We start from the raw sequence: 22,316 nt of genomic DNA, 5'->3' as shown, positions 1-22,316 counted from the left end.
GCCGAGCGTCGCGACATAGGCGATCGGCAGGCCGCGGCGCTGCATGGTCAGGTTGATGGCGATGTTGCTGGACTGGGTGACCAGCGCCACGCCGCGCTCCACCCGCTGGCCGCCATGCTGGTCGGGCCACAAGAGGGCGCCGTCGAGATAGTTGATTACGCCGTAGCAGTTCGGGCCCAGCACCGGCATGGCCCCAGCGGCGGCGACCAGCCGGGCCTGGAGATCCGTGCCCTCCCCGCCGGTCTCGGCGAAGCCGGAGGCGTAGCACACCGCCCCGCCGGCGCCGCGTTCGGCCAGGGCGGCGGTGACCTCGATTGCGGCATGGCGGTTGATGCCGAGGAAGACGGCGTCGGGCGCGCCCGGCAGCTCGGCGACGCTGCGGAAGGCGGGCAGGCCCTCGATCGTGTCGTGCTGCGGATGCACCGGCCAGATCTCACCGGAGAAGCCCATGCGCCGGCTCTGCCGGATCACCTCGGCCGCCGGCTTCCCGCCGACCACAGCGATCGAGCGGGGACGGAGAAGGCGCGAGAGGTCGAAGCGTCGGGTCATGCCCGCGCCTCCGATCCCATAGAGCTATGGCGTCTCCCTTTGCCGCTATCGCAAAATCGAGTCCCCCCTCCCCTTGCGGGAGGGGGGTAGGGGGAGGGGGTTGTCGATCGAAGAACACCGGCCTGTGGCAACGCGTAAATTGGGTTCGTGGATGCGAACCGAACATCGGGCCGCGGCGAGGGCTGAAAGGCTTGTCGGGTTCGCTTGTCGCGAACCCGACCTATGAAACGGTACGCGGCCCGCTTTTGCTGCGAGAACCCCCTCCCCCTACCCCCCTCCCGCGAGGGGAGGGGGGACTCAATAGGGACGAGGCAATCCAGCACTCGGCTAGACTGAGATGTCAGCATCATCCTCACGCCCCCAGCGGCCGCAACAGGTCGCGGGCGATGATGTGGCGCTGGATCTCGCTGGTGCCGTCCCAGATCCGCTCCACCCGCGCGTCGCGCCAGAAGCGCTCGATCGGCAGGTCGTCCATCAGCCCCATGCCGCCATGGATCTGCAGCGCCGCGTCGGTGACCCGGCCCAGCATCTCGGAGGCATAGAGCTTGGCCTGGCTGATCGCGCGGTTGGCGTCCTGGCCCTGGTCGATGCGCCAGGCGGCGGACAGAGTCAGCCAGTCGGCGGCGTCGATCTCGGTGATCATGTCGGCCAGCTTGAAGCCGGTGCCCTGGAAGCGGCCGATCGGCTGGCCGAACTGCTTGCGCTGGGCGGCATAGGACAGGGCCAGATCGAAGGCCCGGCGGGCGCGGCCGACGCACATCGCCGCCACGGTCAGGCGGGTGGCGTGCAGCCAGGTGTTGGCCAGGTCGAAGCCCCGCCCCTCCTCGCCCAGCATCTGGTCCGCCGGCACCCGGCAGTCGTCGAAGGTCAGCGTGGCGTTGTGGTAGCCGCGATGCGAGACCGAATTGTAGCCGGGCCGGATCTCGAAGCCGGGCGTGCCGCGGTCGACCAGCAGGCAGGAGATGCGCTTGCGGCCCGCCTCGTCCTCGCCCGTGGCCGCGAACAGGATGACGAAATCGGCCACATCGGCATGGCTGATGAAGTGCTTGGTGCCGTTGATCACCCAGTCGCCGCCGTCGCGCCGGGCGCTGCAGCTCATGCCCCGCAGGTCGGAGCCGGCGTCGGGCTCGGTCATCGCCAGCGCATCGATCTTCTCCCCGCGGACGCAGGGCAGCAGCCAGCGCTCGCGCTGCTCCGGCGTGCCGGCGCAGAGGATGTTGGAGGGCCGGCCCCAGAACACCGTCAGCGCCATCGCCGCCCGGCCGAGCTCGCGCTCCAGCAGGGTGAAGGTGAGGTGGTCGAGACCGCCGCCGCCGAACGCCTCCGGGATGTTGGGGGCATAGAAGCCGAGGTCGCGCACCTTGCGCTGGATCTCGCGCCCGACCTCCGGCGCCACATGGCCAGTGCGCTCGACCTCCCGCTCCAGCGGCTGCAGCTCGTGCTCGACGAAGCCGCGCATCGTATCGACGACCAGCTGCTGCTCGTGGCTGAGCCCGAAATCCATCGCCACCTCCCTGTTTCCGCAGAGGCTATTGCGGCGGCGGCTAGGTGGGCGATACCGTTTCAGATCTATCTGATACCAAATCGGATGCGATGATCGAACCCAAATTCATTGGGATCCTGGTCCTGGGTGGCTTCTCAAACCTGACCCTCGCCGCCCTAATCGAACCGTTGCGCGCCGCCAACCGGATGGCGAAGCAAACGCTGTTTGGCTGGCAGGTCGCGAGCGAGGATGGCAAGCCCGTCCTGAGCAGCAGTTGGCTGCGCGTAGAGGCCGAAGTCGCGATGGCGGAGATCGCCGGTGCTGACATGCTATTCGTCGTCGCCAGCTTCGACGCCGAAGCGCGCGCGACGCCCGCAGTCCGGCGTTTTCTGAGGGCAGAGGCTCGGCGAGGCACCATCATCGCCGGGCTGGAATCGGCGCCCTATGTGCTGGCCCTGGCCGGGGTGTTGGACGGCCACCGCGCCACCACGCATTGGGAGGATCTGCGCGACTTCGCCGAGCGCTTTCCGGCGGTGACCGCGATGCCCGACCGCTTCGTCGTCGACCGCCGCCGCATCACCGCCGGCGGGGCGCTGCCGACGCTCGACCTGATGCTGGACCTGCTGCGGCGCGAGCAGGGCTTGAGCCTCGCCCTCGCCGTCTCCAGCACCTTCCTCTACGAGGGCGCGCATCCCGGCCACGACCCGCAGCACATGGTCGCCGCCGGCCGGCTGGCCTGGCAGGACCCGCTGCTGGTGCGGGCGATCCGGCTGATGGAGGCCAACATCGAGGCGCCGCTGCCGGTCGAGGCGATCGCGGCGGAGCTGGGCATCGGTCCGCGCGCCCTGCTGCAGCGCTTCCGGGCGACGCTCGGCACCGGCCCCAAGGCCTATTACGCCGAGCTGCGCCTGGCCCTGGCCCGGCGCCTGCTGGAGAACACCGATCGCCCGGTCAACGACATCGCCGCCGATTGCGGCTTCGCCTCGGGCTCCGCCCTCGCCCGCGCCTTCCGCACCCGCTACGGCGTTAATCCGGCGGGGTTCAGGAAGGCCGCCTGACCACCGGATCAGGCGAAAAGCGGGCCTGGCGGGGGTCGAGCTCATGGCCCTGCCGCTCGGTCAAGAGGCCGTACAGCTCCGGCCGCCGGCCGCGAATCCAGCGCCGGCCGGTGGCCAGCGGCAGCAGGTCGAGGTCAAGATCGGCCGTCACCACGGCGTCGTCGGCCACGCCGGTCTCGGCCAGGATGCGGCCATAGGGGTCCAGCAGCATGGCGTTGCCGGTGCGCACCTCGCCGTCATCCTCGCCGACGCCGTTGCTGAACAGCAGGAACAGGCCGTTGTCATGCGCCCGCGCCGGCAGCCAGCGCATCAGCCAGCCGCGGCCCTTCGGCCCGGCGAACTCGGCCTCGATCGCCGCCGAATCCTCATGCCGCCGCTGCCACAGCGCCGGGTCGATCAGCCCCATGGCGTGCGGGCTGCGCGAGGCGCAGCCGCCGGTCTGGTGCGGCGCCAGCAGGATCTCGGCGCCCAGCAGGGCCGTGGCCCGGGCATTCTCCACCAGGTTGTTGTCCCAGCAGATCAGCACGCCCAGCCGCACGCCCCAGGGCGTGTCGAACACGGTGTAGCGGTTGCCGCTGGCGATGTGGTCGCTCTCGAAGGCGTGCAGCTTGCGGTGGCAATGCACCGACCCGTCCGGCAGGCAGACAGCGTAGGAATTGTAGAAGCGGCCGTCGCCGCCCGCCTCGACCAGCCCGGCGCCGATGGCCATGCCGTGCTCGATCGCGAGGTCGCGCACCGCCTGCACCGACGGCCCGTCCGGCACCGGCTCGGCCAGGGCGGCGATGGCGTCGCGGCCCAGGTTGCGGACATGCCAGTAGCCGGTGATGCACATCTCCGGGAAGGCCAGGATCTTCACGCCCTCCGCCGCCGCGGCTGCGGTGAAGTGGCGGATGCGGGACAGGTTGTAGGCCTTGTCGTCGGCCTGGTGCCGGAACTGGACGGTGGCGGCGCGCAGCAGGGTCATCACGGCCTCGCGAAGGGCTGGCATGGATGGGGACGACACCGACCAACCCCTTGGTGTCATGCCCGGGCTTGACCCGGGCATCCAGAGGCTGTCGAGACCTTCTGGATTGCCGGGTCAAGCCCGGCAATGACAAGGAGAGGGAGATGATCGGCCCAACTCCGAGAATTCTAAGACCCTGCCGGCCTGTGCATGGACTATCATCCCTGCACTATGCCCGATCAAAATCGCACAGCCCTGGACTGGGACGATGTCCGCTACGCCGTCGCCCTGGCCCGGCACGGCAGCCTGTCGGCCACCGCCCGGGCGCTGGGGGTGAACCACGCCACCGTGTCGCGCCGGCTGGACGGGCTGGAGCGGGCGCTGGGCCGGCCGATCTTCGACCGCCGCCCCGACGGCTATCGCCCCAACGCTGCCGGCGCCGCGGTGCTGGCCGAGGCCGAGGCGATGGAGGCTGGGGCGCTGGCTCTGCTGCGTCGGCTGGATCCTGTCGAGGATGGCCCGGCCGGGTCGGTGCGGCTGACCACGGCGAGGTCGCTGGCGCTGGGCTTCCTGATCGACCGGCTGGACGGGCTGCGCCGGCGCCATCCGGGCATCGCGCTGGAGCTGGTGCTGGAGACGCGGATCACCAGCCTGGCTCGGCGCGAGGCCGAGATCGCCCTGCGCCTGGGCCGGCCGGCGGACAGCGCCCTGGTCGGGCGGCGGGTGGCGAATATCGCCTATCGCGCCTATGCCGCGCCCGCGGTGGCAGCGGAGGCTGCGGCCGGCGGCACCCCGCCGCTGATCGGCGACGCGGAGGGAGAATCCGAGGCCGCCTGGCTGGCAGGGCACCATCCCGGCCGGCCGGTCGCCTTCCGCTGCGACAGTCAGATGGCGCAGGCAGCGGCGGCCCGGGCCGGCTGGGGCGTGGCGCTGCTGCCGCGCTTCCTGGGCGACCCCGATCCCGGCTTGGCGCCGATCGCGCTCGATGCCCTGCCGCCGCCGCGCGAGATCTGGCTGCTGATCCGCCCCGACCTGGCCGAGGTGCCGCGGGTGCGGGCGGTGGCCGACGCGCTGGCGGATCTGTTCCGGGAGAACCGGGCGCTGTTCGGCTGAGCGTCAGGTCGTGGCGACCAGGATCTCCTCAGACTTCGACGGCCGGAAGCCGTCCGCCCTGCCGGCAAAGTAGCGTTCGGCCAGGTCGGCGGCCGATACGGTGCGGACATCGCGGAAGCCGGCGTCGCCTGCCACCTGCCGCATCTCCTCCGGCGCGAACATGCTGAGGAAAGGCGTACCGCTGGCCTGCGCCCCAGCCTCCGCCATCTCGCGGCCCGGCCGCTCCTCCGGGTCCGCCAGCTCCATCGGCAGCAGATAGGTCATGGCCAGGGTGGAGCCGGGGGCGAGGGCCGCCAGTCGGCGCAAGGTCGCCGCATTCGCCTCCCGCGTCAGGTACAGGCTGACGCCGGTCGAGGCCACCACCGCCGGCCGGGCCGGATCGAAGCCGGCGGTGACCAGCCACTCCCACCAATCCTCGCCGGCCTCGAAATCGACCGGCACGAAGCGCAGCCGGTCCGGAACGCCGAGGCCGAGCTCGGCCAGGCGCTGCCGCTTCCACGCCTGCGGGCCGGGCCGGTCGATCTCGAAGATCCGGAGATCGACCTCCGACCGGCGCTGGGCGAAGCTGTCCAGGCCGGCGCCGAGGAGGACGTACTGGCCGACGCCGCTCGCGGCCTGTTCCACCGCCAGGTCCTCGATGAAGCGGGCGCGGGCGATGATCGAGGCGCGGAAGGCCCGCGTGCGCTGCGCGTCCATGTCGCCGCGGCTGCGCCAGCCTTCCTCCGGCGCCGCCAGAAGCAGGCCGATGCGGTCGTCCAGCACCGGCGGTGGCGCATCGACCTCGACATGCATCGCCCGCCACAGCGCGACCCGAACTGCCGTGCTGTCCGGTTCCGCGATGACCTCGTCAGCCATGACTCTCTCTCCATCAGATGTGCCGGCGCAGAGGAAATCCTGCGTGTGGTGATCTATCAAACGGATAATTTCTGTGGCAGTGATCGGCAGAATCACTGAATGGAGCGGCCGGATGGAGCTACGCCAGCTCGCGCATTTCCTGGCGGTGGTCGAGGAGCGGCACTTCACCCGCGCAGCCCGCCGGGTGCACCTGACCCAGTCCAGCCTGTCGGCGTCGATCCGGGCGCTGGAGCGGGAGCTGGACAGCGAGCTGTTCGTCCGCAACACCCGCAGCGTCGAGGTCACCGAGGCCGGCCGGGCCCTGCTGCCTCATGCGCGCCGGGCGCTGGCGGCGGCGGAGGAAGGCCGCGATGCCGTCGCCGGGGTCCGCGGCCTGCTGCGCGGCCAGTTGGCGATCGGCGTCATCCAGACCTTCGGGCTGATCCCCTTGCCCGCCCTGCTGACCCGCTATCACCGCCTGCACCCCGGCGTGACGCTGCGGCTGCGCCACGGCAGCGTCGGCGCGCTGGTCGCCGCCGTGGCGCAGGGCGAGCTGGAGTTGGCCTTTGTCGATCACCCGCTCGGCCCGGGCGCCGACCGCGTCGAGGTCCGTTCCCTGGGACAGGAATCGCTGGTCCTGGCCGTTCAGGCGCAGGATCCGCTCGCCTCCGGCCGCCGGCAGCGCCTGGCCGGGCTGGCCGACCGCGACTTCATCGAGTACCGGCCCGATTCAGCGCTGCGCGCCACCATCGCTGCCGCCTGCCGCCAAGTCGGGTTGGAGCGCCGGATCTGCTGCGAGGCGGACACCGTCGGCGACATGGTCGAACTGGTCGCGCAGGGATTCGGCGTCGCCCTGCTGCCGCCCTTGGCCCTGCCGCTGGCGGGCGGCCGGGTCGTCGGCATCGCCACCGATCCTCCGATCCTTCGCGAGCTGGCCGTCGTCTCCACTGCCGATCGCCCGCCGACACCGGCCGCCGCCGCGCTGCTCGACCTGCTCCCCTAGCCGCGGAACACCGGCCGCAGAGCGACGGCGACCGCGAGCGCCAGCGCCCCGGCGATGGCGACCGGGACCGCCGCCGCCGGCCAGCCCCCGGCATCGACCACACCGCCCACCACCACCGGCCCGATGACCTGGCCGAGATTGTTGCCCTGCATGGTCAGGCCCAGCGTCATCGGCGCCAGGCCCGGCTTCGGCGCCACCGGCCCGGCGGCGCCCAGTACGGTGGCCGGCAGCAGCCCGCCGACCCCGGAGAACAGGATGCACAGCAGCAGCACCACCGTCGGCGGCAGGGTCAGGGCGAAGATGGCGATGCCGGACGCGGTCATGACCAGCACGGCGGTGCCGATCAGCAGCCAGCGGGCGGCGCCACGCCCGAGCAGCAGGCCGGCGGCCAGGTTGCCCAGCACATTGGCGCCGACGGCGACGGCGCTGAGCATCCCGGCCGTGGCGACAGCCACCCCCATCCGATCCATCAGCAGCACCGGCAGGAAGCTGGCGAGGGTGAAGTAGAGCAGGCTGTAGAGCCCGAAGGCGCAGGCCAGCAGCAGCGGCCCGCGCGAGGTCGCCGTCAGGACGGCGTCGCGGCCGATCTCGCGCCAGGACGGATTGTCCCGCACCTGTTCCCGGGCCCGGACCGCGACCAGCACCAGCAGCGCGAAGAGGGCGGCCAGCGCGGCGTTGACGGCCCAGAACGGGCGCCACCCGGCCAGCGCGGCGCCGAGCAGCAGGGCAATCGCCATGCCGGCCGGCATGAACGCGCTCCAGATCCCGAAGGCGAGGTCGCGGTCCGGCGGGGCGACGATGCGCTGCAGCAGGGCCGGCGCCGCGACCACGACCAGGAGAAAGCCCAGCCCCTCGAGCACCCGCGTGCCGAGCAGCAGCGGGAAGCTGCCGGCGATCGAGCCCGCGAGGCTGCCCAGCGCCAGCGCGGCGAGGCCGAGCGCCAGCAGCCGGCGGTCGCCGAACCGGGCCACCGCCGCGCCGGCCGGGATGCCGCCGACCACGCCCAGCAGGGCGAAGACCGACATGATCCAGCCGGCAGCCTCGAGTCCCAGGCCGAATTCGGCGCGCAGCGCCGGCAGGGCGATGGCGCCCTTGCCGACCTGCAGCGCCGCGACCACGCCGGAGGCCACGACCACGGCAACCGCCGGCCAGCGTGTGGGCGCCGCCTGCGCCTGTGCGGGCGCCGCGGTCACGCCGCGGATTCCCGGATCAGGGCGCTGGCCTGGATCGCGCGGGTCCAGTGCACCAGGCGCTGCAGCATCCGGGCCAGGATCGCGCGGGTCGGCTCGTCGGTCAGCCGCAGCGCCTCGTCGAACTTTTCGGCGGCGCGGCCGACGAAGATCTCCGGCTGGTTCAGCACATGCAGGCCGGTGGTGATGGCGACATCGCGCAGATGCAGCTGCGCCCGCACCGTGCCCATCCCGGCCGAGGCGCCGAGGATCGCCACCGGCTTGCCGACCAGCACCGAGGCACCATAGGGTCGCGACGCCCAGTCCAGCGCGTTCTTCAGCGCCGGGGCGATCGAGTAGTTGTATTCCGGCACCGCCAGCAGCAGCGCGTCGGCCGCCGCGATCCTCGCCTTCAGCGCCTGGACCGGGACGGGCAGGCCTTCGGCCTCGACATCCTCGTTGAAGAAGGGCAGGTCGTGCAGCGGGTGGATCTCCAGCACGGCATCGGCGGGCAGCAATTCTCCCGCGGCCCGCAGCAGCGCGGTGTTCAGCGAGGCCCGGCGCAGGCTGCCGGACAGGCCGAGGATGCGGATCGGGTCGGACATGCGAAGTACCCTTCCAGAGAACGCCGGCGCTTGTTCCGCGGCGCCGGATGGTCGGGATTTGGCCTGGAATCGGCGCGGTGCCCATTCCTGAGCTCCGTATGCAGGCTATACGAAACCGTATAGCCAGATCACAGCGGGTTCAGCTCCGGCGCGCGCGCCTTCAGCTCGGCCACGGCGAAGTCGATGAAGGCGCGGATGCGGGGCGAGTCGCGCAGATCGGCATGGACCCCGAGCCGTACCGACTGCACCGGGCAGGACACCGGCGTCTCGATCCGCCGCAGGCCCGGCCGGGCATCGCCCAGCAGCCGCGGCAGCGAGGCCATGGCCAGCCCGGTCTCGGCCGCCGCCATCTGCGATCCCAGGCCGCTGGTGCGCGCGATCACCCGGGCCTGCGGCGCGATGCCATGCAGCCAGACCGCCTGGGTCGACCGGCTGGCGAAGTCGTACATGGTGACCACGGCCTGGCCGGCGCAGCCGGCGGCGAAGTCCGGCGGGCCGTGCCGCTCGAGATAGCCGAGCGTGGCATAGAGGCCGTAGCCGACCTCCGCCACCTTGCGCTCGATCAGGTCCTCCTGGGCGAAGGCGGCGAAGCGGAAGGCCAAGTCGGCCTCGCGCCGCGACAGGTTGAACATGCGCGGCTCGTTCAGGAGCTCGATCGCCACCAACGGGTGCAATGCGCCGAACCGTGCCGCGAGCGGGCCCACGACATAATCGCCGAACCAGTCCAGGCTGGTGATAGTGATCGCGCCCTGCAGGCCGGTGTCGCGGGCGGCGATGCGGCGCTCGACCGCCAGCGCCCCCTCCTCCATCCGCTGCAGCCCGTCGACCAGCGCGGCGCAGAGCGGCGTGGGCGACAGGCCGCCGGCCGAGCGCTCGAACAGCTTGACGCCGATCCGCCGCTCCAGCCCGTCCAGCCGCCGGCTGACCGTCGGCTGGGTGGTGCGCAGCGCCCGCGCCGCAGCGCTGAGCGACCCGTGCCGGGCGACGGCGAAGGCGATCTTCAGGTCGTCCCAATCCATGTCGGGACTATACGGAACTGCATGGGTAACTGAACAGGTCTACTCCAAGAGCAGGGCCCATCCCAAATTGTCATGCCCGGGCTTGACCCGGGCATCCAGAGATGTCGATGCCGCTCTGGGTGGCCCTGGATTGCCGGGTCAAGCCCGGCAATGACAGTGGAAGGGGAAGACCGCCCCCTTCAGGGACACGGATTGGGGTACGCCGTATGGATCGCGTCGATGCCCTGGATCACCTCGGGCGACAGCGTCACCTCGGCCGCGGCGATGTTGGTGCGCAGCTGGTCCATCGAGGTGGCGCCGATGATCACCGAGGTCATGAACGGCCGCGACAGGGCATAGGCGATCGCCATCTGCGCCGGATCCAGCCCATGCTCGCGCGCCAGGGCGATGTAGCGCTTCGTCGCCGCCTCGGCGTTCAGCGTGTCGTAGCGCGACTTCCGGCCGTCCACCGCCCGGCGCGATCCCGGCGGGATCTGGCCGTCGAGATACTTGCCGGTCAGGGTGGCCGCGGCGAGCGGCGCATAGCCGAGCAGCCCGACCTCCTCGCGATGAGCGCATTCGGCGAGGCCGATCTCGAAGCTGCGGTTCAGCAGGTTGTAGGGATTCTGGATCGAGACCGGGCGCGGCAGGCCGAGGCGATCCGACGCCTCTACGAAGCGCATCAGGCCCCAGGGCGTCTCGTTCGACAGGCCGACATGGCGGATGCGGCCGGCCTTCACCTCCTCGGCCAGCGCCGACAGCGTCTCCTCCGGCGCGATGAAATCCTCGGCCGTGTCATGGGCGTAGCCGAGCTTGCCGAAGCTGTTCACCTGGCGGTTCGGCCAGTGCAGCTGGTACAGGTCGATCCAGTCGGTGCGCAGCCGCTTCAGGCTGGCCTCGACCGCGGCCTTGATGTTCTTGGCGTCCAGCCGGGGCCTGCCGTCCCGGACATGGGCCAGATGCGCGCCGGGGCCGGCGATCTTGCTGGCCAGGACCACCTGGCTGCGCTTGCCGGTCTTGGCGAACCAGCTGCCGATGATCTCCTCGGTCCGGCCGTAGCTCTGGGGCGTCGGCGGCACCGAATACATCTCCGCCGTGTCCCAGAAGGTGACGCCGCGGTCGAGCGCGTAGTCCATCTGGGCGTGGCCCTCGGCCTCGGTGTTCTGCGTGCCCCAGGTCATGGTGCCGAGGCAGATCGCGGTGACGTCGAGGCCGGTGCGGCCGAGCGGACGCTGTTCCATCAGGAGGCTCCGGGAGATCGGGATTGTCTGACGATTTCGCTCTATAGCCGGAAACCGGGGCCGGCGAAACCGCGATCCCGGGACATCATCCCGCCCGGTCCAACCCGCTCAACCGGATCAGATCGACGACGGCAGGCGTGATGCGCTCGACGATCAGCTTCACCCCGGCCGGGTTGGGATGCATGCCGTCGGCCTGGTTCAGCGCCGCGACCATCGCCACCCCGTCGAGGAAGAAGGGGTACAGCGCCACGCCATGCGCCTTGGCCAGGTCGGGAAAGATCGGGTCGAAGGCCTTGGCATAGTCCGGGCCAAGATTGGGCGCGGCGCGCATCCCGGCCAGCAGCGTCGGCAGCTTCTCCTGCCCCAGCCGGGCCAGGATCTTGTCGAGATTGGCTCGGGTCGAGGCCGGGTCGACGCCGCGCAGCATGTCGTTGGCCCCCAGCTCGACCAGGACGAGGTCAGGCTTGTCGGCCAGCGCCCAGTCCAGCCGGTCCAACCCACCGGCGCTGGTGTCGCCGGACACGCCGCCGTTCAGCACGGTCACATCGAAGCCTTGGCCACGCAGCGCCGCCTGCAGCTGCGGTACGAAGCCATCCGCCGGGTCCAGGCCGAAGCCGGCGGTCAGGCTGTCGCCCAGCGCGAGGATGCGGATCGGCCCCGCCTGCGCCGAAGCAGGCAACGCGGCGACGGCGCACAGCGCCAGCAGCACCGCATTGAAAAGGCGCCGCGCGGCGCCATCTGTCCGGAGTCGGGCAAAAGGGATGCGCATGGACGGGACCACTCCTGCACCGCAGGCCGGCTTCGGGACCGGAAAGGCCTCCCCGCCCAGCATCCGGCTGACCGATGTGCATCTTGAATTGGCGAGCGCGGCCGGCCCCGTCAACATCCTGCGCGGAATCGACCTGTCGGTCGGCGCCGGCGAGGTGGTGTCGATCGTCGGCCCCTCCGGCTCCGGCAAGTCCAGCCTGATGATGCTGGTCGGCGGGCTGGAGCGGCCCAGCCGGGGCAAGGTCGAGGTCGCCGGGCGCGAGCTGTCGGCGCTGAGCGAGGACAGGCTGGCCCTGTTCCGGCGCGACCATGTCGGCATCGTGTTCCAGAACTTCCACCTGGTGCCGACCATGACGGCGCTGGAGAACGTCGCCATCCCGCTGGAGTTCGCGGGATCCCGCGACGCCTTCGAGCAGGCGGCGGAGCGGTTGCGCGCGGTCGGCCTCGGCCATCGCCTGAGCCACTATCCCGGCCAGCTGTCGGGCGGCGAGCAGCAGCGCACCGCCCTGGCCCGCGCCTTCGCCGCCGACCCCGACGTGATCCTGGCCGACGAGCCGACCGGCAACCTGGACGGCGAGACCGGGCGCCAGGTGATCGAGCTGATGTTCGGCCTGTCGCGCAAGCGCGGCGCCACGCTGCTGCTGATCACCCACGACCCGGCGCTGGCGGCGCGCTGCGACCGCATCGTCCGGCTGGTCGACGGCCGCATCACCGATGCCGGCCTGGCCTCCTCCGCTGCCCTGGCCCGGCTGAAATGAGCTTCGGCAATGCCGCCCGCCTGGCCCGGCGCGAGCTGCGCGGCGGGCTGAAGGGCTTCCGCATCTTCCTGGCCTGCCTGGCGCTGGGCGTCGGCGCCATCGCCGCGGTGCAGTCGGTGGCCGACGGCATCCGCGGCAGCATCGCCGAGGACGGCCAGGCGATCCTGGGCGGCGATGTCGAGCTGCACCGGCTGTACCAGCCGGCCACGGCCGAGGAGCGGGCGCGGTTCGAGACCGCCGGCCGGGTGTCGGAGGTGGTCGAGACCCGCGGCATGGCCCGCAGCCCGCGCGACGAGGCGACGACGCTGGTTGAGCTGAAGGCGGTCGACGGCGTCTATCCGCTGTATGGAAAGATGGAGCTGGAGGGCGGCGGCGACCTGCAGGCCGCGCTGGCGCCGCGCGACGGCGTCTGGGGCGCGGTGGCCGATCCGGAGGTGGAAGCGCGGCTGGGCTTGGCCGCCGGCGACACCATCGCGGTTGGCGATACGGTGCTGCAGCTGCGCGGCACCATCGCGCGCGAGCCGGATAAGGCCGGCGGCGGCTTCGCCATCGGCCCCCGGCTGATGATCGCCCGCGGCGCATTGGACGCCAGTGGCCTGATCCAGCCCGGATCGATGCTGTCCTACGACTACCGCCTGGCGCTGCCGCCCGGCAGCGACGTGCGCGTCGCCGCCGACGGGTTCAAGCAGCAGTTCGAGGACGGCACCTGGCGGGTGCGCGACGACCGCGACGCCGCGCCGGGGCTGCGCCGCACCATCGACCAGTTGACCATGTACCTGACCCTGGTCGGGCTGACCGCCCTCCTGGTCGGTGGCGCCGGGGTCGGCAACGCCGTGCGGGCCTGGCTGGATGTGCGGCTGGCCACCATCGCCACGCTGAAATGCCTGGGCGCGCCCGGCCGGCTGATCTTCCAGACCTATCTGCTGCAGGTGCTGGTGCTGTCCGCCCTCGGCATCACCATCGGCCTTGCCATCGGCGCCGCCGCACCCTCGGCCGTCGCCGCGCTGATCCAGGGGCTGCTGCCGGTCGATGCCCGGATCGGCGTCTATCCCGGCGCGCTGCTGCTGGCCGCCGGCTTCGGGGTGCTGACCAGCCTGACCTTCTCGCTGTGGCCGCTGGCCCGCGCGGCGCGGATCCCGGCGGCGGCGCTGTTCCGCGACCGGGTGGCGCCGCGCCATGCCCGGCCGGAGGGGCGCTTCATCGCCGCCACCGCTTTGTGCGCCCTGGCCCTGGCCGGCCTGGCCGTGGCCACCGCGGCCGACCCGACGCTGGCCGCGATCTTCGTCGCCGGCGCGGTCACCGCCATCCTGCTGTTCACCGGCACCGCGCTGGGCGTCATGGCGCTGTCGCGCCGCGCCCCTCGCCCACGCCGGCCAGGACTGCGACTGGCCCTGGCCAACCTGCACCGGCCGGGCGCGCCGACGCCGCAGATCGTGCTGTCGCTCGGCCTGGGCCTGACCGTGCTGGCGGCGATCGCCCTGATCCAGGGCAACATGGACCGGCAGATCAAGGACAGGGTGCCCGACCAGGCGCCGTCCTTCTTCTTCGTCGACGTGCAGAAGTCGCAGAAGGAGCAGTTCGACGCCCTGATCCAGGGCACGCCGGGCGCCGCCGACCTGGCCGAGGTGCCCAGCCTGCGCGGCCGCATCACCGCGGTGAATGGCGTGCCGGCCGACAAGGCGGTGGTGAACCAGGCCAAGTCGAGCTGGCTGCGCGGCGACCGCGGCGTCACCTATGCCGCCGCGATGCCGCCGAAGGACACGCTGCTGCAGGGGCAGTGGTGGCCGGCCGGCTATGACGGCCCGCCCCAGATCTCGGTCTACAAGGACATCGCCGAGGCCCTCGGGCTGAAGCCGGGCGACCGGATGACGCTGAATGTGCTGGGCCGCGACATCGAGGCCGAGGTCGCCAACATCCGTGACATCGACTGGAGCACGCTGGGCATCAACTTCACCCTGATCATGTCGCCGAAGCCGCTGGCGGCCGCGCCGCACACCTGGCTGGCCACGGTGCGGGTGCCCGAGGCGGAGGAGCTGGCGCTGCAGAAGGCGGTGACTCAGGCCTTCCCCAATGTCACCACCGTGCGCCTGAAGGATGCGCTGGAGACGGTGAACGCCCTTCTGTCCCAGATCGGCGCGGCGGTGCGGTCGACCGCCGGCGTCACCCTGCTGGCCGGCGCGCTGGTGCTGGCGGGCGTGGTGGTGGCGGGCCATCGCCGCCGGATCTACGACGCGGTGGTGCTGAAGGTGCTGGGCGCGACCCGCGGCGACATCCTGCGCGCCTTCCTGATCGAATACGGCCTCTTGGGCCTGCTGACCGCCGTCATCGCCTGCGCCCTGGGCACGGTCGCCGCCTGGGGCGTGCTGACCTTCGTGATGGAGATCGACTGGGTCTTCCTGCCGCTGACCCTCTTGGGCACCGCGGCCTTGTGCGTCGCCATCACCCTGGGCTTCGGCTTTCTCGGCACCTGGGTGGCGCTGGGCCAGAAGGCGGCGCCGCTGCTGCGCAACGAGTAGTGCCCGAGGTCGCAACGCCTGAGGCCCTTCGGCGCAGGCCGCAACTGTTGTATGTTGGCCCGACGCTGCCAATATCTGCCGCGTGGTTTTCACCACCCTAGAGGACTTCAAGATGGCCTTCGATCCACAGGGCCGTTACGCAACACCGGGCGCCGGCGCGCGCACCATCGAGCGTGCGGCGTTCGACGAGGGTCTGCGGCAGTACATGCTGCGGATCTACTGGTACATGGCCGGTGGCCTGCTGGTCAGCGGCATCACCGCCGCGCTGGTGATGTTCACCCCGGTCGGCGGCGCCTTCCTGGCGGTCAACGCCTTCGGGCGGATCGGCCTGACCGGGCTGGGCTGGGTGGCGCTGCTGGCGCCGATCGGCCTGATCTTCTGGATGAGCATGGGCATCCGCTCGATGAGCGCGTCCACGCTGCAGACGCTGTACTGGGCCTTCGTGGCCCTGCAGGGCATCGGCCTGGCGCCGGTGCTGCTGGCCTATACCGGCGAGAGCGTGGTGCGGGTGTTCTTCATCACCGCCGCGTCCTTCGCGGGCTTGAGCCTGTACGGCTACACCACCCAGCGCAGCCTGTCGGCCTTCGGCTCGTTCCTGATCATGGGCCTGATCGGCATCGTGATCGCCAGCCTGGTCAACATCTTCCTGGCCTCGAGCGGCCTGGCCTTCGTCATCAGCGTGCTCGGCGTGCTGATCTTCGCCGGCCTGATCGCCTACGACACCCAGCGGCTGAAGGAGCAGTATGCCGAGGGGCTGGGCCAGGAGGTCGAGACCAAGACCGCGGTCTGGGGCGCCCTGACGCTGTACCTGAACTTCCTGAACCTGTTCCTGTTCCTGCTGCGGCTGTTCGGCAACCGCAACTGACGGCAGCGCCGTCGCCACGCACAGCCCGGCAGCGTCAGCTGCCGGGCTTCGCTTTTCCGGACCACGCCTGCGACATGGATATGACCGAAGCCGTTCCCGACCAGCCCCGAAAGGGCCGCGGCCGCCTGGCCGACGCGCTGGACAGCTGGATCGTCGACCATTGCGTGTTCCGGACCTTCGTCAACACCCGGGTCGAGATTGCGCCGGGCATCTGGCGCTCTGGCCAGCCGCTGCCCTACCAGATCCGCGGCATGGCGCGCGACGGCATCCGCACCATCGTCAACCTGCGCGGCCCGCGCGACTGCGGCTCGTACCGCCGCGAGGCCGAGGCCTGCCGCCGCTACGGCATCACCCTCATCGACGTCACCACCAAGTCGCGCGACGCGCCGAAAGTCAGCGTGCTGCACCAGCTCCGGCGGGTGCTGGAGGCGGCCGAATACCCGATCCTGGTTCATTGCAAGTCCGGCTCCGACCGCGCCGGGCTGGTGGCCGCTTTGATCCTGATGACGCGGGAGAACATCCCGCCGGCCGAGGCGCTGAAGCAGCTGCACTGGCGCTATCTGCATTTCAAGAAGTCGCCGACCGGCCTGCTGGACCGCTTCATCGAGGCCTATGCCGAGGCCAATGCGCGCGAGCCGATCGCCTTCTGGGACTGGGTCGACACCGCCTATGACCGCAAGGCGGTGAAGAAATCCTTCGTGCCCAGCGGCCTCGCCACCATGATCGTGGACGGGCTGCTGGGACGGGAGTGAGGCGGCTTTCCACTGGCCCGAATTCGGTCTATATTCGGACCAAGATAAGGAGGGTCGCCATGAAGCTGTCCGACCGCATCAAGCCGATCAGCTACCTGAAAGCGCATGCTCCGGAGGTCATCCAGGGGCTGCGGGAGGGGCAAGAGCCCTTCATCATCACCGTCAATGGCGAGGCCAAGGCGGTGCTGCAGGACATCGACAGCTACGAGCAGACCCAGGAGACGCTGGCGCTGCTGAAGATCCTGGCGATGACCCAACGCGAGGTTGAGGCTGGCGACGTCACTCCGGTCGACGAGGCCTTCGCCGAGATCCGGGCCAACCTTAAGATCTGACCCGATGTCGCAGCGAGTCGTCCTGGCACGCGCCGCCAAGCGGGACATCGAAGCCATCTGGCGATTCATCGCGGAGAACGACTCAGCCGAGAATGCCAATCGCGTGCTGGTCGCCCTCCAAGGCACGATCAAGAGGCTCACAGGCCTGCCGTCGCGCGGTAATGTCCCGAAGGAACTGCTGGCCCTGGGCAACACCGAGTATCGCGAAGCCCACTTTAAGCCCTATCGCATCATCTATCAGGTCACAGCCGATGCGGTGACCGTGTATGGCGTCTTCGATGGACGCCGCGATATGCTGACCCTGCTGAAAGATCGGTTGTTGCGGCCGCGCTGAGTTGAACGAAAAGGGCGCAGCCTCTCGGCCGCGCCCTTTCCCGTTTCCGTCCCTAAACCCGGTTCTTATGCGTAGTGCTGGCCGAAGCGGTTGGCCAGGAAGTCGGACAGGTTCGCCTGCTCCTGCCGCACGAAGCCGCTCTGCGGCAGCTGGCCGGCGCGGTGCAGGTCGACCATGGCGCAGATGCCGGCCGCGGTCGTGACCTGGATGGCGCTCCACAGCTGGCCGCCGATTTCCTTGGCATAGACCTTCTTGGCGTAGGTCTCCTGCATCAGGCGGCCTTCCTTCTTGCCCCAGGCGGTGACGAAGATCAGGACCACGTCCTGCTTGGTCATCGGGATCGAGGCCTCGAGCACGTCCTTCAGGATGTCGCGGCGCTGGCCCAGCTGCAGCTCGTTGACCAGCAGCTTGACGATGTCGCGGTGGCCCGGATAGCGCACGGTCTTGTAGTTCAGGAACTTGACCTTGCCCTCCAGCGTCTCGCACAGCGTGCCGAGGCCGCCAGAGGTGTTGAACGCCTCGTAGTCGATGCCGTCGAGCGAGATGTGCTCCATGCCCTCGAGCGGCAGCACCTCGCGCAGCTCGCCCTCGTGGATCGCCTCGCAGGGGTTGCAGTACTCGTTGATCAGGCCATCGGTCGACCAGGTCAGGTTGTATTTCAGCGCGTTCGACGGATAGACCGGCAGGGCGCCGACGCGCATATGCACGGTGTGCAGCTCGTCGAAGCGCTTGGCCAGGTCGTAGCCGACGATCGAGATGAAGCCCGGCGCCAGGCCGCATTGCGGGGTGAAGGCGGTCTTCGCACCCTCGGCCAGGGCCTTGACCCGGCGGGTGCTCTCGACGTCCTCGGTCAGGTCGAAATAATGGGCGCCGCGATCCTTCGCCGCCTCGGCGATCAGCGGCGTCAGGTGGAACGGCGCGGCCGAGATCACGACGTCGTGGCCGGACACGGCGTCGCGCAGCGCCTGGGCGTCGTCGAAGCGCAGCTGGCGCTTGGCGACATTGGCCTCGAGCCGGTCGAGCATGCCCTGGTCCTGGTCGCCGACGGTGAGATCGTAGTCGCCGGTGGCGGTCAGCAGGGCGGTGATGCAGGTGCCGATCTTGCCGCCGCCGAGCAGCAGAACCTTGGTCATGACGCCTCTCCTTCAGACAGACGCCCCGGGCGAAAGCGCCGGGGCGGTGCGGATGGCGCCGTCTCTACACCCGCCGGAAAGCCGCAGAAAGCCTTGTGTCCGGGCGTTCCGGAAGGTGCGCGGGAGGGCCGGACGACCTTCGAGTCGCCGGCCGATCGGAGAAGGAGAGAAAGATAATTAGCCGAACGGATTCTGTGGCCCGAGGTCGATTCAACACTGATTCTTTGACGTAGATTGGGTTCGCGTGCCGCGAACCCAATCTACGCAACCGTCAGGCCACCACCTCCGGCCGCAGCCGGACCACGCCGCGCAGCGACTCGCCCGGCTGCAGCACCGCCATGCCGGTGTCGGTGCGGCCGGAATCGGCCAGGTTGAAGGCGTCGGTGGCGTTGCTCACCGGCTCGACGCAGACATAGGGGTCGTCCGGCGAATAGCAGACCAGGAAGTCGAGCGGCGCGTCGGCCTCCATCACCAGCCGAGCGCCGTGCTCCGGCCAGTCGATCACCGCCCGGTGGTCCCAGCCGGTGAAGTTGTTGTCGGTGCGCACCGCCTCGGGCCTGAAGCCGCGGCGCAGATCCTTCTCCGGCGGCGGCTCCACCAGCTCCAGCGGCATCACCTCGGAATCGTTGGCCCACATCCGCTCGATCCCGGCGGTCACCGTCGTCTGCAGGGTGCGTGGGAAGTAGAAATGCTGGCCCAGCCCGGCGGGCATCGGCTCACGGCCGGTGTTCTCGACCGAAAGCACCAGGTCGAAGCCGGCCGGGGTCAGGGTGAACTCCTGCCGCGCCCGGTACGGGAAGGGCCAGGCATCGGCGGCATAGTCGTCGATCAGCACGCAGCGCGCCGCCGACCGCTCCACCACCGTCCAGGGGCGCTGCCAGCCATGGCCGTGCAGCTGGTGCCGCTCGCGCGTGTTCAGCGGCAGCTGGACCTCCCGCCCCCGGAAACGGAAGCGGCCGTCGCGGATCCGGTTCGAGAACGGGGTCAGCGGGAAATTGCCCAGGCCGAGCGGATCGCCCGCCGCCAGCGCCTGCGGCGTGGCCGGGCGCAGCCAGTCGCGCCGTGCCTCGCCGCTGCCGGTCCACCAGCCGGCGATGCCGCCGCCGATCGCCGGCACGATGTCGGCCCCGCTGTTCCCTTCCCGCAGTTGCACGATCTCAAGCGCCATTCCATCCTCCCGTCGTCGTGGCCCGAGCCATGTTCGGCAATGCTTGACGCCGATCGGCCGAGGGCTCAATACTCAAATTGTATGATGAATAGCAAAGAGTGCGATCGGCACGCCAGATCGCACCGCTGGGGAAAGGCCGTGGTCGAGAAGAGCGGAGAGGATGTCGTTCGCGCGGACGGCATGCGGAGGCCCTGTGGCAATGCCGCCGGGCCCACCCCCAACCTGCGCATCGGCCGGAAGGTGATCGTCGGACCGGCGGGAGACGGCGGAGCCGGGGCGTTGCGGCGCCCGGACGGCTTCGGCCGCGCCTGACCGGCGGCAGGAAAGGGGGAAGCACAGATGTCCGGCCCGGACAGACCAAAAGGATCGGTGGCGATGGCCGCGCATGCGGATGCGGTGACCGGGGGCCTGCCGCGCCCAGTGCAGCGGCGGGCGGTCGCCCGCGCGGCCGGCGCCGACCAGCCACAGGGCAGCAAGACCTTCTCGCGCCGGTCGCTGCATGGCCAGATCGCCTATGACATCGGCACCCGCATCGTGCGCGGCGACATACCGCCCGGCACGGTGCTGCCGAACGAATCCGACCTGTCGACCCAGTTCTCGGTCAGCCGCACCGCGCTGCGCGAGGCGATCAAGGTGCTGGCTGCCAAGGGGCTGGTCGAATCCCGGCCGAAGACCGGCACGCGGGTGCGGCCGCGCGGCGAATGGAACATGCTGGACCCCGACCTGCTGGCCTGGCAGTTCGCCACCCAGCCGATGGAGCGCCTGGCTAAGAACCTGTTCGAGATCCGCCAGATCATCGAGCCCGCGGCCGCGGCGATGGCGGCGGAACGCGCCGATGACAGGCAGCGGGAGGCGATCGCCCGCGCCTTCGCCGATATGGAGGCGGCGCCGGACGGCGATGCCTCGGTCGAGCCCGATCTGCGCTTCCACCAGTCGATCCTGGCGGCGTCGAACAACGAGTTCCTGCAGCCGCTGGGCGCGCTGATCGAGACCGCGATGGCGTCGAGCTTCCGCATCACCAACAACGCGCCCGGCGCGCTGCAGGTGTCCCTGCCCCTTCACTGCGCCGTGCGCGACGCCATCCTGGCGCGCGAGCCGGAAGCGGCGCGCAAGGCGATGCGGGTCCTGCTCGAGGATGCGGCGCAGGACATGCGCCGCGCCCTGCCGCACATCAAGCCGAACCCCTGATCCCAGCCTAGCCAACAAGGACTCCCGTGATGGCTGACGACGCCAGCAGCAGCAACAGCAACAGGAAGCCCCTGCGCTCCTCCCACTGGTTCGGCACCCATGACAAGGACGGCTTCATCCACCGCAGCTGGATGCGCAACCAGGGCCTGCCGGACCATGTCTTCGACGGGCGGCCGGTGATCGGCATCTGCCAGACCTTCTCCGAGCTGACCCCCTGCAACGCCCATTTCCGCAAGCTGGCGGAGCATGTGAAGCGCGGCGTGTGGGAAATGGGCGGCTTCCCGCTGGAGTTCCCGGTGTTCTCCACCGGCGAGACCAATCTGCGGCCGACCGCCATGCTGTACCGCAACCTCGCGGCGATGGATGTCGAGGAGGCGATCCGCGCCAACCCGATCGACGGCGTCATCCTGCTGACCGGCTGCGACAAGACCACCCCGGCGCTGCTGATGGGCGCGGCGAGCTGCGACATCCCCGCCCTGGTCGTCTCCGGCGGGCCGATGCTGAACGGCCGATACCAGGACCGGACCATCGGCTCCGGCACCTCGGTCTGGCAGTTCGATGCCGACGTCAAGGCCGGGGTGATGAGCCTGCAGCAGTTCATGGAGGCGGAGCAGGCGCAGTCCCGCTCCGCCGGGCACTGCATGACCATGGGCACCGCCAGCACCATGAACTCGATGGCCGAGGCGCTGGGCACCAGCCTGACCGGCTGCGCCGCCATCCCCGCGGTCGACGCCCGCCGCTACGTCATCGCCCACATGTCCGGCCGCCGCATCGTCGAGATGGTGCATGAGGATCTGCGCATCTCGAAGATCCTGACCCGGGAGAACTTCCTGAACGCGGTGCGCGTCAACGGTGCCATCGGCGGGTCGACCAACGCCGTGATCCACCTGCTGGCCCTGGCCGGCCGCACCGGCACCGACTTCACCCTGAAGGACTGGGACGAGTACGGCCGCGACGTGCCGACCCTGGTCGACCTGATGCCGTCCGGCCGCTTCCTGATGGAGGATTTCTACTATGCCGGCGGCATCCCGGCGGTGACCCGGGCGCTGGGCGAGAACGGCATGCTGTTCAAGGACGCCCCGACCGTCACCGGCAAGACCATGTGGGAGAACGTCCGGAACGCCGCCAACTGGAACCCGGAGGTGATCCGCCCCTGGGACAACGCGCTGGTGAAGCACGGCGGCATCACCGTGCTGAAGGGCAACCTGGCGCCGGACGGCGCCGTGCTGAAGCCGTCGGCCGCGACGCCGGAGCTGATGCAGCATCGCGGCCGCGCCGTGGTGTTCGAGAGCATCGAGCACTACAAGGCGCGCGTCGACGACCCGGATCTCGACATCGACGAGACCTGCGTCATGGTGCTGAAGAATTGCGGCCCGAAGGGCTATCCGGGCATGGCCGAGGTCGGCAACATGGCGCTGCCGCAGAAGGTGCTGAAGAAGGGCGTGCGCGACATGGTCCGCATCTCCGACGCGCGGATGAGCGGCACCGCCTACGGCACGGTGGTGC

22 protein-coding genes are annotated in these 22,316 nt (G+C 70.4%); 11 read left to right on the top strand and 11 right to left on the bottom strand.

The annotated features are described in order from the left end of the window. Positions 1–549 (bottom strand): CoA-binding protein (locus ABDW35_RS09550; RefSeq protein ID WP_343713626.1); only part of this gene is annotated, 549 nt, incomplete at its 3' end. 352 nt (positions 550–901) lie between these two features. Beyond that, complete coding sequence (locus tag ABDW35_RS09545) at positions 902–2,053, bottom strand: acyl-CoA dehydrogenase family protein (protein ID WP_343713625.1); 1,152 nt, start codon at positions 2,051–2,053, stop codon at positions 902–904. Positions 2,054–2,142: 89 nt separating this feature from the next. Here ABDW35_RS09545 and ABDW35_RS09540 point away from each other — a divergent pair, with 89 nt between their 5' ends. After that, positions 2,143–3,090, top strand: coding sequence for a GlxA family transcriptional regulator (locus ABDW35_RS09540; protein ID WP_343713624.1), 948 nt, complete (start codon positions 2,143–2,145; stop codon positions 3,088–3,090). Here the strand turns inward: ABDW35_RS09540 and ABDW35_RS09535 are convergent. Further along, positions 3,074–4,054: a nitrilase family protein gene (locus ABDW35_RS09535; RefSeq protein WP_343713623.1), complete on the bottom strand. Its 981-nt coding sequence runs from the start codon at positions 4,052–4,054 to the stop codon at positions 3,074–3,076. The genes ABDW35_RS09540 and ABDW35_RS09535 overlap by 17 nt on opposite strands. A gap of 210 nt (positions 4,055–4,264) precedes the next feature. On the opposite strand from ABDW35_RS09535, the gene ABDW35_RS09530 reads away from it, so the two are divergent. After that, complete coding sequence (locus ABDW35_RS09530; protein WP_343713622.1) at positions 4,265–5,146, top strand: LysR family transcriptional regulator; 882 nt, start codon at positions 4,265–4,267, stop codon at positions 5,144–5,146. A gap of 3 nt (positions 5,147–5,149) precedes the next feature. Here ABDW35_RS09530 and ABDW35_RS09525 read toward each other — a convergent pair whose 3' ends face one another. Then, positions 5,150–6,001, bottom strand: coding sequence for a class I SAM-dependent methyltransferase (locus ABDW35_RS09525; protein ID WP_343713621.1), 852 nt, complete (start codon positions 5,999–6,001; stop codon positions 5,150–5,152). A 112-nt stretch (positions 6,002–6,113) separates the two neighbouring features. Between ABDW35_RS09525 and ABDW35_RS09520 the strand changes: the two genes are divergently transcribed. Next, on the top strand, positions 6,114–6,983 hold the full coding sequence (locus tag ABDW35_RS09520; RefSeq protein ID WP_343713620.1) for a LysR substrate-binding domain-containing protein: 870 nt from the start codon (positions 6,114–6,116) through the stop codon (positions 6,981–6,983). Here ABDW35_RS09520 and ABDW35_RS09515 read toward each other — a convergent pair. The 5 genes from ABDW35_RS09515 to ABDW35_RS09495 all read right to left on the bottom strand — a co-directional run bounded on the left by ABDW35_RS09515 (position 6,980) and on the right by ABDW35_RS09495 (position 11,765). Then, positions 6,980–8,176, bottom strand: a complete 1,197-nt coding sequence (locus ABDW35_RS09515) for an MFS transporter (protein WP_343713619.1) — start codon at positions 8,174–8,176, stop codon at positions 6,980–6,982. The genes ABDW35_RS09520 and ABDW35_RS09515 overlap by 4 nt on opposite strands. Beyond that, positions 8,173–8,757 carry an NADPH-dependent FMN reductase gene (locus ABDW35_RS09510; protein ID WP_343713618.1) on the bottom strand — a complete coding sequence of 195 codons (585 nt, stop codon included), beginning with the start codon at positions 8,755–8,757 and terminating at the stop codon, positions 8,173–8,175. The genes ABDW35_RS09515 and ABDW35_RS09510 overlap by 4 nt, the downstream gene beginning before the upstream one ends. A gap of 128 nt (positions 8,758–8,885) precedes the next feature. Beyond that, positions 8,886–9,776 (bottom strand): LysR family transcriptional regulator, encoded by an 891-nt coding sequence (locus ABDW35_RS09505; protein WP_343713617.1) that lies wholly within the window; start codon positions 9,774–9,776, stop codon positions 8,886–8,888. A 179-nt stretch (positions 9,777–9,955) separates the two neighbouring features. Continuing rightward, positions 9,956–10,996 carry an aldo/keto reductase gene (locus ABDW35_RS09500; RefSeq protein WP_343713616.1) on the bottom strand — a complete coding sequence of 347 codons (1,041 nt, stop codon included), beginning with the start codon at positions 10,994–10,996 and terminating at the stop codon, positions 9,956–9,958. An 85-nt stretch (positions 10,997–11,081) separates the two neighbouring features. Further along, the gene (locus ABDW35_RS09495) at positions 11,082–11,765 is read right to left on the bottom strand and encodes an arylesterase (RefSeq protein ID WP_343713615.1); all 684 of its coding nucleotides are present in this window, start codon (positions 11,763–11,765) and stop codon (positions 11,082–11,084) included. On the opposite strand from ABDW35_RS09495, the gene ABDW35_RS09490 reads away from it, so the two are divergent. From ABDW35_RS09490 to ABDW35_RS09465, 6 genes are all read left to right on the top strand, one after another. After that, positions 11,764–12,522 (top strand): ABC transporter ATP-binding protein, encoded by a 759-nt coding sequence (locus ABDW35_RS09490; RefSeq protein ID WP_343713614.1) that lies wholly within the window; start codon positions 11,764–11,766, stop codon positions 12,520–12,522. The genes ABDW35_RS09495 and ABDW35_RS09490 overlap by 2 nt on opposite strands. Further along, positions 12,519–15,038, top strand: coding sequence for an FtsX-like permease family protein (locus ABDW35_RS09485; RefSeq protein WP_343713613.1), 2,520 nt, complete (start codon positions 12,519–12,521; stop codon positions 15,036–15,038). Before ABDW35_RS09490 ends, ABDW35_RS09485 begins: the two co-directional genes overlap by 4 nt. A 112-nt stretch (positions 15,039–15,150) precedes the next feature. Continuing rightward, on the top strand, positions 15,151–15,903 hold the full coding sequence (locus tag ABDW35_RS09480) for a Bax inhibitor-1/YccA family protein (protein WP_343713612.1): 753 nt from the start codon (positions 15,151–15,153) through the stop codon (positions 15,901–15,903). Positions 15,904–15,983: 80 nt separating this feature from the next. Further along, complete coding sequence (locus ABDW35_RS09475) at positions 15,984–16,655, top strand: sulfur transferase domain-containing protein (protein ID WP_343713611.1); 672 nt, start codon at positions 15,984–15,986, stop codon at positions 16,653–16,655. Positions 16,656–16,714: 59 nt separating this feature from the next. Beyond that, the gene (locus ABDW35_RS09470) at positions 16,715–16,987 is read left to right on the top strand and encodes a type II toxin-antitoxin system Phd/YefM family antitoxin (protein WP_343713610.1); all 273 of its coding nucleotides are present in this window, start codon (positions 16,715–16,717) and stop codon (positions 16,985–16,987) included. A 4-nt stretch (positions 16,988–16,991) separates the two neighbouring features. Next, on the top strand, positions 16,992–17,321 hold the full coding sequence (locus ABDW35_RS09465) for a type II toxin-antitoxin system RelE/ParE family toxin (protein ID WP_343713609.1): 330 nt from the start codon (positions 16,992–16,994) through the stop codon (positions 17,319–17,321). A 65-nt stretch (positions 17,322–17,386) separates the two neighbouring features. Here ABDW35_RS09465 and ABDW35_RS09460 read toward each other — a convergent pair whose 3' ends face one another. Further along, positions 17,387–18,454, bottom strand: coding sequence for a saccharopine dehydrogenase C-terminal domain-containing protein (locus tag ABDW35_RS09460; RefSeq protein ID WP_343713608.1), 1,068 nt, complete (start codon positions 18,452–18,454; stop codon positions 17,387–17,389). A 271-nt stretch (positions 18,455–18,725) separates the two neighbouring features. Beyond that, positions 18,726–19,622 carry an aldose 1-epimerase gene (locus ABDW35_RS09455; RefSeq protein WP_343713607.1) on the bottom strand — a complete coding sequence of 299 codons (897 nt, stop codon included), beginning with the start codon at positions 19,620–19,622 and terminating at the stop codon, positions 18,726–18,728. 375 nt (positions 19,623–19,997) lie between these two features. Here ABDW35_RS09455 and ABDW35_RS09450 point away from each other — a divergent pair, with 375 nt between their 5' ends. Both ABDW35_RS09450 and ABDW35_RS09445 read left to right on the top strand, forming a co-directional pair. Further along, the gene (locus tag ABDW35_RS09450; protein ID WP_343713606.1) at positions 19,998–20,810 is read left to right on the top strand and encodes a FadR/GntR family transcriptional regulator; all 813 of its coding nucleotides are present in this window, start codon (positions 19,998–20,000) and stop codon (positions 20,808–20,810) included. A 29-nt stretch (positions 20,811–20,839) separates the two neighbouring features. Further along, positions 20,840–22,316 (top strand): IlvD/Edd family dehydratase (locus tag ABDW35_RS09445; RefSeq protein WP_343713605.1); only part of this gene is annotated, 1,477 nt, incomplete at its 3' end.

Source organism: Inquilinus sp., from assembly GCF_039594555.1.
Taxonomy (GTDB): Bacteria; Pseudomonadota; Alphaproteobacteria; order DSM-16000; family Inquilinaceae; genus Inquilinus.
Note: the sequence above shows the minus strand (reverse complement) of the source record. Positions and strands in the feature narration are given on the sequence as shown.

What these genes read in the sequence shown, in the direction of transcription:
- ABDW35_RS09490 (WP_343713614.1), top strand. Translation starts at nt 11,764, where the DNA reads ATGGACGGGACCACTCCTGCACCGCAGGCCGGCTTCGGGACCGGAAAG.
- ABDW35_RS09525 (WP_343713621.1), bottom strand. Translation starts at nt 6,001, where the DNA reads ATGGCTGACGAGGTCATCGCGGAACCGGACAGCACGGCAGTTCGGGTC.
- ABDW35_RS09520 (WP_343713620.1), top strand. Translation starts at nt 6,114, where the DNA reads ATGGAGCTACGCCAGCTCGCGCATTTCCTGGCGGTGGTCGAGGAGCGG.
- ABDW35_RS09450 (WP_343713606.1), top strand. Translation starts at nt 19,998, where the DNA reads ATGGCCGCGCATGCGGATGCGGTGACCGGGGGCCTGCCGCGCCCAGTG.
- ABDW35_RS09475 (WP_343713611.1), top strand. Translation starts at nt 15,984, where the DNA reads ATGACCGAAGCCGTTCCCGACCAGCCCCGAAAGGGCCGCGGCCGCCTG.
- ABDW35_RS09480 (WP_343713612.1), top strand. Translation starts at nt 15,151, where the DNA reads ATGGCCTTCGATCCACAGGGCCGTTACGCAACACCGGGCGCCGGCGCG.
- ABDW35_RS09500 (WP_343713616.1), bottom strand. Translation starts at nt 10,996, where the DNA reads ATGGAACAGCGTCCGCTCGGCCGCACCGGCCTCGACGTCACCGCGATC.
- ABDW35_RS09540 (WP_343713624.1), top strand. Translation starts at nt 2,143, where the DNA reads ATGATCGAACCCAAATTCATTGGGATCCTGGTCCTGGGTGGCTTCTCA.
- ABDW35_RS09535 (WP_343713623.1), bottom strand. Translation starts at nt 4,054, where the DNA reads ATGACCCTGCTGCGCGCCGCCACCGTCCAGTTCCGGCACCAGGCCGAC.
- ABDW35_RS09460 (WP_343713608.1), bottom strand. Translation starts at nt 18,454, where the DNA reads ATGACCAAGGTTCTGCTGCTCGGCGGCGGCAAGATCGGCACCTGCATC.
- ABDW35_RS09470 (WP_343713610.1), top strand. Translation starts at nt 16,715, where the DNA reads ATGAAGCTGTCCGACCGCATCAAGCCGATCAGCTACCTGAAAGCGCAT.
- ABDW35_RS09455 (WP_343713607.1), bottom strand. Translation starts at nt 19,622, where the DNA reads ATGGCGCTTGAGATCGTGCAACTGCGGGAAGGGAACAGCGGGGCCGAC.
- ABDW35_RS09485 (WP_343713613.1), top strand. Translation starts at nt 12,519, where the DNA reads ATGAGCTTCGGCAATGCCGCCCGCCTGGCCCGGCGCGAGCTGCGCGGC.
- ABDW35_RS09465 (WP_343713609.1), top strand. Translation starts at nt 16,992, where the DNA reads ATGTCGCAGCGAGTCGTCCTGGCACGCGCCGCCAAGCGGGACATCGAA.
- ABDW35_RS09505 (WP_343713617.1), bottom strand. Translation starts at nt 9,776, where the DNA reads ATGGATTGGGACGACCTGAAGATCGCCTTCGCCGTCGCCCGGCACGGG.
- ABDW35_RS09495 (WP_343713615.1), bottom strand. Translation starts at nt 11,765, where the DNA reads ATGCGCATCCCTTTTGCCCGACTCCGGACAGATGGCGCCGCGCGGCGC.
- ABDW35_RS09530 (WP_343713622.1), top strand. Translation starts at nt 4,265, where the DNA reads ATGCCCGATCAAAATCGCACAGCCCTGGACTGGGACGATGTCCGCTAC.
- ABDW35_RS09510 (WP_343713618.1), bottom strand. Translation starts at nt 8,757, where the DNA reads ATGTCCGACCCGATCCGCATCCTCGGCCTGTCCGGCAGCCTGCGCCGG.
- ABDW35_RS09545 (WP_343713625.1), bottom strand. Translation starts at nt 2,053, where the DNA reads ATGGATTTCGGGCTCAGCCACGAGCAGCAGCTGGTCGTCGATACGATG.